This is a genomic window from Periweissella ghanensis (genome assembly GCF_918814755.1).
Taxonomy (GTDB): domain Bacteria; phylum Bacillota; class Bacilli; order Lactobacillales; family Lactobacillaceae; genus Periweissella; species Periweissella ghanensis.
Genome location: NZ_CAKKNT010000045.1, coordinates 1 through 8504, shown reverse-complemented (window position 1 = coordinate 8504; position 8504 = coordinate 1). Strand labels below are relative to the sequence as shown.

General features: G+C 37.1%; 11 protein-coding genes. 2 read left to right on the top strand and 9 right to left on the bottom strand.

Annotation, left to right across the window (positions count from 1 at the left end; all coding sequences use genetic code 11):
• Positions 1–362 precede the first annotated feature (362 nt).
• The 3 genes from LQZ76_RS09740 to LQZ76_RS09730 all read right to left on the bottom strand — a co-directional run bounded on the left by LQZ76_RS09740 (position 363) and on the right by LQZ76_RS09730 (position 1917).
• Positions 363–716, bottom strand: a complete 354-nt coding sequence (locus LQZ76_RS09740) for a hypothetical protein (RefSeq protein WP_230099522.1) — start codon at positions 714–716, stop codon at positions 363–365.
• Positions 717–732: 16 nt separating this feature from the next.
• Positions 733–1128, bottom strand: a complete 396-nt coding sequence (locus LQZ76_RS09735) for a CvfD/Ygs/GSP13 family RNA-binding post-transcriptional regulator (protein WP_230099521.1) — start codon at positions 1126–1128, stop codon at positions 733–735.
• Between the two features lie 201 nt (positions 1129–1329).
• The gene (locus tag LQZ76_RS09730; RefSeq protein ID WP_290368175.1) at positions 1330–1917 is read right to left on the bottom strand and encodes a peptidylprolyl isomerase; all 588 of its coding nucleotides are present in this window, start codon (positions 1915–1917) and stop codon (positions 1330–1332) included.
• A gap of 120 nt (positions 1918–2037) precedes the next feature.
• Here LQZ76_RS09730 and LQZ76_RS09725 point away from each other — a divergent pair, with 120 nt between their 5' ends.
• Positions 2038–2685 (top strand): VTT domain-containing protein, encoded by a 648-nt coding sequence (locus LQZ76_RS09725; RefSeq protein WP_230099519.1) that lies wholly within the window; start codon positions 2038–2040, stop codon positions 2683–2685.
• 31 nt (positions 2686–2716) lie between these two features.
• On the opposite strand, the gene LQZ76_RS09720 is transcribed toward LQZ76_RS09725, so the two are convergent.
• The 4 genes from LQZ76_RS09720 to LQZ76_RS09705 form a co-directional block, all read right to left on the bottom strand.
• Positions 2717–2989: an acylphosphatase gene (locus LQZ76_RS09720; protein WP_230099518.1), complete on the bottom strand. Its 273-nt coding sequence runs from the start codon at positions 2987–2989 to the stop codon at positions 2717–2719.
• A gap of 14 nt (positions 2990–3003) precedes the next feature.
• Positions 3004–4461 carry a HAMP domain-containing sensor histidine kinase gene (locus tag LQZ76_RS09715; RefSeq protein ID WP_230099517.1) on the bottom strand — a complete coding sequence of 486 codons (1458 nt, stop codon included), beginning with the start codon at positions 4459–4461 and terminating at the stop codon, positions 3004–3006.
• Positions 4462–4510: 49 nt separating this feature from the next.
• Positions 4511–5206, bottom strand: coding sequence for a response regulator transcription factor (locus LQZ76_RS09710; RefSeq protein WP_168722057.1), 696 nt, complete (start codon positions 5204–5206; stop codon positions 4511–4513).
• A 117-nt stretch (positions 5207–5323) separates the two neighbouring features.
• A complete protein-coding gene (locus LQZ76_RS09705; protein ID WP_230099516.1) occupies positions 5324–6919 on the bottom strand; it encodes a patatin-like phospholipase family protein in 1596 nt (531 codons plus the stop codon).
• A 91-nt stretch (positions 6920–7010) separates the two neighbouring features.
• Between LQZ76_RS09705 and LQZ76_RS09700 the strand changes: the two genes are divergently transcribed.
• On the top strand, positions 7011–7343 hold the full coding sequence (locus LQZ76_RS09700) for a hypothetical protein (protein ID WP_230099515.1): 333 nt from the start codon (positions 7011–7013) through the stop codon (positions 7341–7343).
• A gap of 90 nt (positions 7344–7433) precedes the next feature.
• Here the strand turns inward: LQZ76_RS09700 and msrB are convergent, their stop codons facing one another.
• Together msrB and LQZ76_RS09690 are read right to left on the bottom strand one after the other, a co-directional pair.
• Positions 7434–7871, bottom strand: coding sequence for a peptide-methionine (R)-S-oxide reductase MsrB (gene msrB, locus LQZ76_RS09695; protein WP_230099514.1), 438 nt, complete (start codon positions 7869–7871; stop codon positions 7434–7436).
• Between the two features lie 9 nt (positions 7872–7880).
• Entirely contained in the window at positions 7881–8243 is a 363-nt protein-coding gene (locus tag LQZ76_RS09690; protein ID WP_230099513.1) for an iron-sulfur cluster biosynthesis family protein, read from the bottom strand.
• Between the last annotated feature and the right edge of the window lie 261 nt (positions 8244–8504).

The window sequence follows — 8504 nt, the reverse complement described above, 5'->3', positions numbered from 1 at the left end:
AATTTACTAGCGAAATTGACATTCGCAAATTTGTTTAACTCTGAAATCTAGTTTCAAAGCACTTACACATTTGATTGTCAAAACTTTATTCAGTTTTCAAAGATCTACGTTTGCGCTTCATAATGAAGCAACATCTAACTACTATACAGGAGTTATAATTCGTTGTCAACAACTTTTTTAATTTTTTAAAATCAAAACTTATTAACTGACAACTTTTATATGATACCAAACTTAGAAAACTAAGTCAACACTTAATTTAAATAAGTTTTTTATCGAAAGCATTACTTGCTTAGGACAGTTACTAAATAATAACACCTAACAATGACAAACACAAGCACTTTATTAAACAAATTCCAAATAAATTAAAGTAACTTAGGAGCGCTCGACATATCAACTGTTTCTAACAACGCATGTAAATTAGACGCCTCAACAAATTTATAGCCACTATTTGCTAAGACCTCAATTGGTTCAACAATTTCAAAGACATACAAAGAACCAATTTGATCATGTAGCTTAATGCTTGCTAATTCATCAAGACGTAAATTATCAAGCTCAAAATCATTTTGCATTGCTCGCAACAATGTCCCCAAGGCGGTTTCATTTGCATGTTTGTGCATCTTAACTGTTAAAAAATTAGCAACAGCATCTTCATACTTTACGAGGTATGATGGCATCCCATCATTAACCATCACAATTGTTCCTGCAACCATTGACATTATCTTTTCACCCTACCTACTTTATTTTTAGTGTATCTTTTAAGCCACTATTAATCCAGTTTTCTAAGTTTTGTTCAATCGGGGCAAATCCAATTACGGTATTACGATTCGTCCAGTAATGCTTATGTGTTTGATGAACGTTTTCAAGCTTCTTCAAGTTAGTTACTTGCGGTTCTGTGAGACACCGTAATGATAAACTAATTTTTTGGGTGTATTCATCGATATCTAAAATCACAACTTCAATCACATCCCCAATTTTTAAAAGCTTATTAATATCACCAACAAACCCATACTTGCATTCTGAAATATGAATCAATCCTTGATGTTTTTCATCCAGACTTACAAAAGCCCCATATGGTTGAATGCCAGTCACTTGTCCGCGCACATGCATCCCTACTCGATATTCTGTCATTGCTAACTCCTTTCTTGTAAATTATATATTTTATGTAACCCTAGCTTATTTTAACTACAACTAGTATACATGTTTATATCATAAATTACCACGTTCCTAGCATGGAGTTAATCGATTAAGTGCTTTTTTTAATTAGTATAGAAGAAAAAAGATTCCAATGCACTTTACACTGGAATCTTTACTATCTGTAACTAATTTAAATTAATCAACAACTGTGATATTTTCAATCACTACGTCTTCAAGTGGTTTATCAGCACTATCAGTTTTAACAAGAGCAATCTTATTAACAATGTCCATACCGTTAGCAACTTGACCAAAGACCGTGTGACGGTGATCAAGCCATGGCGTACCACCATTGTTAACATATGCATCCACAATCGCTTGAGGGTAACCGGCGCCAGCTAATTGACTAGCAAAGGCTGGTTCCATGTGTTGGTTTTGCACAATAAAGAATTGTGAGCCGTTGGTCATTGGACCACCATTGGCCATTGAAAGTGCTCCGTTAATGTTAAAGAGGTCATCTGAAAATTCATCTTCAAAATTGTGACCCCAGATTGATTCACCACTGAAACCAGTTCCAGTAGGATCGCCACCTTGGATCATGAAATCGTTGATAACTCGGTGGAAGATAATACCATCGTAGTAACCATCTTTAGCATGTGTCAAAAAGTTTTCAACTGCTTTAGGTGCTTGCGTTGGGAAAAGGATCACTTCAATGTCACCGTAGTTAGTGTGCAAAGTTGCCTTTGGTCCCTTGTATTCGTTGGGAGTTAATTGGGGATATTCAATCATTATTCTCAAACCTCGATTTCTTAAAATTAATAACTTACTCAAGTTTAGCAAAAAAAACCAAATAAATCTGGTAAACTTAATGATAACGACAAAAAAATCAAAGGAAATACTTTTAAAATGAGTTACTTAATCGACTTTATTCTTCATATAGATAAACATGTTATCCAAATTGTAACCCAGTTTGGTAATTGGACTTATGCGATTCTTTTTGCAATTATCTTCATTGAAACCGGGGCCGTGATTTTACCCTTTCTACCTGGAGATTCATTACTCTTTGCGGCTGGTGCCATTAGTGCTAATCCCATTTACCATTTAAACCCTTGGTTATTTGCCTTCCTTTTCTGGATTGCTGCTTTAACTGGTGATTCATTAAACTACTTCATCGGAAAATACGTTGGTCATGCCATGATGGAACACCGTTTCTTTGGTCGCTTTATCAAACGCGAATCAATCCAAAAATCCGAAGCGTTTTTTACTAAATACGGGGCCGTTGCCATCATCTTTGCCCGCTATTTACCAATCATTCGGACATTTGCACCTTTTGTTGCCGCCAACTCCGGCGTGGAATACAAGTTATTCCTTAAATACTCAATTATTGGTGCTACTACCTGGACCATTATCGGTACTGGGGCTGGTTATTTCTTCGGTAACATCCTCTTTGTTAAAAACCACTTTTCTGCCGTAATTTTCGGAATTATCATTGTTACGTTATTGCCGGCCGTGATTGCTGGTCTTAAATCAAAACTTTCAAGTAAACATAAGTAAATCAAAAAGCCTGTCCGCGGACAGGCTTTTTTTAACGTGTTTTAAAATCTTGATAACCCGAAGTGGCAATTTTATCAACTTGACTACGAGTTACTTCGCCAAAAGGTGAGGGTGAAGCTTTAACGGCATCAATAAATTCAACAATGGCTGGTGCAGTCCCTTCCGCTTCAATCAAAACGGAACCATCAATTTGATTAGCCACAAACCCAGTTATGGCTAAGCGCTTAGCTAATTGTTGTGTTTGATAACGAAAACCGACGCCTTGAACGCGGCCCCATACTTGAATCCGATAACCAACTTGCATAATAAAACCCTCCCCTATTTTGGTGTTTTAGTTATTGGTAACGTAATGCGAAAAATCGATCCATGACCTAATGAACTTTCTAAGCTAATTGAACCGCCATATCCTTCAATTAATTTTTGTGCAATACTTAATCCTAAGCCATTACCACCTTTTTCCCGTGAGCGTGCTTTATCAACCCGATAAAAACGATCAAAAACATGACTCGCATCTTCTTGGGCAATTCCTTCCCCAAAATCTTGAACCGCAATTTGAACATCGCGATTTGTTCGCGACATTGAAAAATGAATTTCTTTACGTTCTTGTGAATATTTAAAGGCATTATCTGACAAAATAATCAGCACTTGTTCTAAGTGATCCCGATACATTGAAACAATCGTGCTTTCATGAATATCATCTTCTAAACTAAATTTGAAATCGGGATGAATTAACGTGAAATTATTATAAACTTGGTAAACAACATCTTGGACATCCGTTGCTTCATGACGGAAATTAATTTCAACTTGATCAGCCCGGGTTAAATCAAGCATTTCTTGTACTAACGTTTCCATCCGTTTCATTTCATCCAATGAAGCTTTAATTGAATCATTTAAAATTTGTGGATCATCTTTACCCCACCGATTCAATAAATCCATATGTCCTTTAACAATCGCAACTGGTGTTCGTAATTCATGTGAGACATCTTCGACAAATCGGGATTGCTGATCAATGTAACGTTGCATGCGATCAAGCATTTCATTTAAGATATCCCCTAAATCTGATAATTCGTCATTCCGTAATAAATCTGGAACACGCTCCATTGTTTTGGGATCATGTTCCACTTCAGCAATGGTTTTTGCAATATGTTCCACTGGGCGTAATAACCAATCCGCTAATAAGTATCCCCATAATGCAATTGCCATTAATCCAAGCAACATTAACACGACTAAGATTTTTACTAATTTTACATACATTCGGTGATATTGCTCAAGACTATCAATCATCTGCACATAGCCGACCACCCGATTTGAATTACGAGCATATACTGGCACACGCCCAACTAAAACCTGTTGACCGTTAACCCGAATCAACCGTTGCCCTAAAAATGACTTCATATGTTCCATTGGCACAATATTAGTATGGCTTGTAAATAATTGTACGCCATGCCGATCAAAAATGGTTAGTGTTAAGTTTTTACTAGCAACATTCGCAATCAATTCATCATTTAAAAGCGTCCGGACATGATCATTACCAGGTTGGAGCGACGGCTCAATCATATCTAACGTCAAATTGCGGGTGTTCACTGATGTAAACCGCTGACTAACTGCACTAAGGGCATTATCAATTTCTTGATGTTGCGAATTTAACGCATTTTGCGTAAACGCCCGAAACATCAGTAAACTAAACACCAAGAAAACCACAAAAACACCCACAGTTGTTCCTAAGGCCCACTTCCATTTAACGGAAAAACGGCGATAAACTTTTTCTTGTATCATTTCAATCTACCAAAAAAGGGCTCGACCAACGTCCAACCCTTTATCCTAATTAATTTGAACTACGCATTACGTAACCAGTTCCACGAATCGTTTGAATGTATGAACGTGCGCTTTCTGGATCATCAATTTTATTACGAAGGTATCGAACATAAACGTCGACAACATTCGTTTCAACTTCAGATTCGTAACCCCAAACTCGCTTCAATAAATCATCCCGGGCTTGAACTACATTAACATTTTCCATCAATGTAAGTAGTAATTCATATTCACGTTTTGTCAAATTAATTACTTCATCACCACGGCGAACAATGCGATTTTCTTTTTCAATAACCAAGTCCTTAAACTTGACCGTTGATTGGTGTGGCGCATGGGCTTCAGTTTCGATGTTAATTCGGCGTAACAAAGCCCGTACACGGGCCAGTAATTCTTCAATTGCAAATGGTTTAACGACGTAATCATCAGCACCATAATCCAAACCAGAAACGCGATCAATCACTGAATCACGCGCAGTCATCATAATAATTGGAGTGTTCTTAACTTCACGTAACCGGCGAGCAACTTCTAAACCACTCAATTCAGGTAACATTAAGTCAAGCAAAATCACGTCATAATCATTCGCAATTGCAGCTTCCAAACCAGCACGTCCATTATCACGAACGTCGGTTTCATAATTTTCATGTTGTAATTCTAATTCCACAAAGTGGGCTAAGTTTTTTTCGTCTTCAATGACCAAAATCTTACTCATCGGCAACTCCTCGTTCTATCTATTTTAAGCTCTCTAATTTTAACATTTTTTTCTAAGAATTGATAGCCACTTGCACCAATTCAATAATTTATTGACTTTTATTAGAAAAAAAAAGCCCTATTTTGAGATGTTTTCACCTTTAAATTCAGTGATTTTCTCATTTTTTTGCCATTGACCAATCAAATATATCACTGCAAGTAAAATTACTTCGGGGTGTTGATAAATATACGGCATCCCCCAAGCATCTTCTGGTAACACAAATTTTTCGGCTAATTGATCATAGGTTGCTGCTTTAGTAATCGCTTTGGTAAACGTTTGCTGATTATAAACATCCGTTGGTACAATTTCTAAAATAAAGGCACTATATTCTACGAGCATGTGCCCTGATATATGATTAGGAGCGACTTTTTGGCCAATAAATTTACTAATTTTTGTGCGTAATAAATATTCGATCATCGGATTATTTAATAATGGTATGAATTTTTGGGTAAACGGGGTTGCCATAAATAACGTTGCTAAATTAGCCCAATCAAACGGCTTGAAATTAGGGCGAGTTTCAAAAAAGTAACGGGCACCCACGACTTGTTTTAAAAACTTTTGGGCTTCTAAGCGACCTAATTGTAAATTGGTTTCCGATTTCACCGGATCAAAATCAAGCATTGGTCCAAGACTCCACTTGGTTTTAATCCAATGAATCTTAACATCTTTAGGTACTTGATAACGTTGTGAGCGCCCCATGCCTTGAATATCAATCACATAAATATCTTTGGCCCCGAGTTTAATTGCTTCATTAATGGGGACATCATTTGAATAACCGCCATCAATATAGGTTTCACCATCAATTTCCATTGGGGCCACGATTGGATAAAACGCGCTTGAAGCAACCACCCAACTAGCTAATTGCTTGGGTGTCATATTTTCGTTAACGGTGACTACTTTTTGTGTTAAAGTCTTAGCATTTGTTGTTACCAACATAAATTTGACTTGTGGATTTTTCAATTCCCTTGTTGCTACTGGTAAAAATAAATCAAATAGCGTTTGTTTTGATTTATAATCACGCGAAATTAATTGATTAACCATCGTGCGGGTAAACTTTTCACGGGTTAAGCCAATTTCAGGCACCCCATAGACATGTTGCGTCGTTAAATAATCCCATACTTCATGGGCGGTTGAACTATCTAAATGCATCAAAGACATCCCCGTAATTGCACCAACGGATACACCGATAATTGCATCGGGGATAATCCCAGCCGCTTTTAAAACATCAAACGCCCCAGTTTGAAACGCGCCATGCGCCCCACCACCGCCAAAAATAAAATATTTAGGATATTGATACATTTTGGTAAACCGTGAGCCATGGGCTTTAAAGCCACGTTGCAATAAATAATGCTCATCCCAATTACTAACCAAGCGATACTCAACACCATCCCACCGTTGGCTTTGAAAATACGTCGTTAACGCATCAAAGATGGCCGGTTTATTACTGCCGTTACGCATTAAGCCATGGTACACAACCCGCAGCGGTTTAGTGACATCAATAATTAGTAATGCCACGATTGTTTGTTGCTCCATGACAATATATTGTTGATATTGTTCATCGAGTGGTTGTTGAACATATTTATAACGTGCCACTTCATTATCTAAATTAAACGCTAGTAACTGCGTAAAATCAGTAACATGTGTAATATTTTGATTTGATTGAAAGACTTTCAAAATAAACTCCCTCGATTTTTAGTTTGCATTTCAGAACATTTGTTCGTATAATAAAATAAAAGTAAATCAGTAAGTACCTGGAGGGGTCAACATGCAAATGCCATTCAATTTTATTAACCATGCTAGCGAACCACAAGTTACTACCAAATTGAACTTTTTTAAACCCACAACTAAGCACGCCAAGGTTACCCGTGAGCGGCAAATGCATGCCGAAGAAATCATTACGCGTCTAGAAGCCGCCCTTGATGCTCGGCTCGATATTACTATCCAATTTAATGTTTCATTTTATACTGAAAACGTTTATCAACTTTCTGGTTATTTAACGTTATCCAATAACGAGCAATTAATCTTGCATAGTCATGATTACAAAGTTTCAACAATTGTGTGGCCAACCTCAATTCGGTATATCGCATTCAATAATTAATTAACTGTCCCTCCCGTATAGGTACCTATTCAAAAGCATATAAATAGGCCAACGAAGTTATTTCGTTGGCCTATTTTACTGCTTTTTTAATTAACCTTCAACCTGATCAAGATAATCGCCATATCCTTGGGCGACCATGTCAGCTTTAGGGATAAATTTTAACGCGGCGGAATTAATACAGTACCGTACTCCACCTAATTCAAGGGGGCCATCATTAAAGACGTGCCCTAAGTGACTTTCAGCTTGACCACTCGTAACTTCAACCCGTTCCATCCCAAACGAACGATCCCGATGTTCTTGGACCACGGAGCGATCAATTGGTTTAGAAAAAGCGGGCCACCCACAGCCAGAATCATACTTGGCTGCTGATGAAAAGAGTGGTTGCCCACCGACGATATCAACATAAATTCCGGGTTCAAAAAAGTTATCATATTTGTTAATAAAAGGTGCTTCGGTTCCTTTTTCTTGCGTAACGTGATAGCTTTCTTTATCTAGTTGCTTAACTAGTTCTTCTTTATTTTTAATCATCGCATTCTCCTACGCGTGAACGTATAAATTTTTTATTTGCACATTGGGATCAATTTCTTCACCCAAGCCAGTTAAAGCTAATTGATTAAACGGTGGTTGATAAGCAAGTTTCATTTGTGAAATTAACATTGTCTTGGAATGTTCTTTAGCATAAATGGTACCAATATTTGATGAAATTGCTAATTGATAGTCAGGGGTCGCCATTGCTTGGTCAACAATAATTAAGCGAAAAGCTGTATCCATGGTGCATGATGCTGCACCAGTTGCAAATTGACCAACCCCATCATCTAAATCCAACAAAATCTTTGCCCCATCATTAACAAACGCGGTTAACCGTTCAGCTGCCTTACCAACAATCTCTAAATTAAACATATGACCTTCCTTTCAGAACCAACCACCAATACATGGTATCTTACGACGACTTCATTAAGTGAATATTAAAGATACTAACTAAATACTAGTAACTTATTGCCGTAAGTTTACTCGTATTTTTAACTAATGTCAAAATTAACGAAAAAAGGATGCTGCACTGACCCCCTCGAATTGGAGTAAATCCAATCGAGGGGGTTTTCTTATGTATTTTTCTCAAAAAATAAAATTAGATGCAATTATTGAGTACCAAAATGGTGTTCC

What these genes read in the sequence shown, in the direction of transcription:
- LQZ76_RS09740 (WP_230099522.1), bottom strand. Translation starts at nt 716, where the DNA reads ATGTCAATGGTTGCAGGAACAATTGTGATGGTTAATGATGGGATGCCA.
- LQZ76_RS09735 (WP_230099521.1), bottom strand. Translation starts at nt 1,128, where the DNA reads ATGACAGAATATCGAGTAGGGATGCATGTGCGCGGACAAGTGACTGGC.
- LQZ76_RS09725 (WP_230099519.1), top strand. Translation starts at nt 2,038, where the DNA reads ATGAGTTACTTAATCGACTTTATTCTTCATATAGATAAACATGTTATC.
- LQZ76_RS09720 (WP_230099518.1), bottom strand. Translation starts at nt 2,989, where the DNA reads ATGCAAGTTGGTTATCGGATTCAAGTATGGGGCCGCGTTCAAGGCGTC.
- LQZ76_RS09715 (WP_230099517.1), bottom strand. Translation starts at nt 4,461, where the DNA reads ATGATACAAGAAAAAGTTTATCGCCGTTTTTCCGTTAAATGGAAGTGG.
- LQZ76_RS09710 (WP_168722057.1), bottom strand. Translation starts at nt 5,206, where the DNA reads ATGAGTAAGATTTTGGTCATTGAAGACGAAAAAAACTTAGCCCACTTT.
- LQZ76_RS09700 (WP_230099515.1), top strand. Translation starts at nt 7,011, where the DNA reads ATGCAAATGCCATTCAATTTTATTAACCATGCTAGCGAACCACAAGTT.
- msrB (WP_230099514.1), bottom strand. Translation starts at nt 7,871, where the DNA reads ATGATTAAAAATAAAGAAGAACTAGTTAAGCAACTAGATAAAGAAAGC.
- LQZ76_RS09690 (WP_230099513.1), bottom strand. Translation starts at nt 8,243, where the DNA reads ATGTTTAATTTAGAGATTGTTGGTAAGGCAGCTGAACGGTTAACCGCG.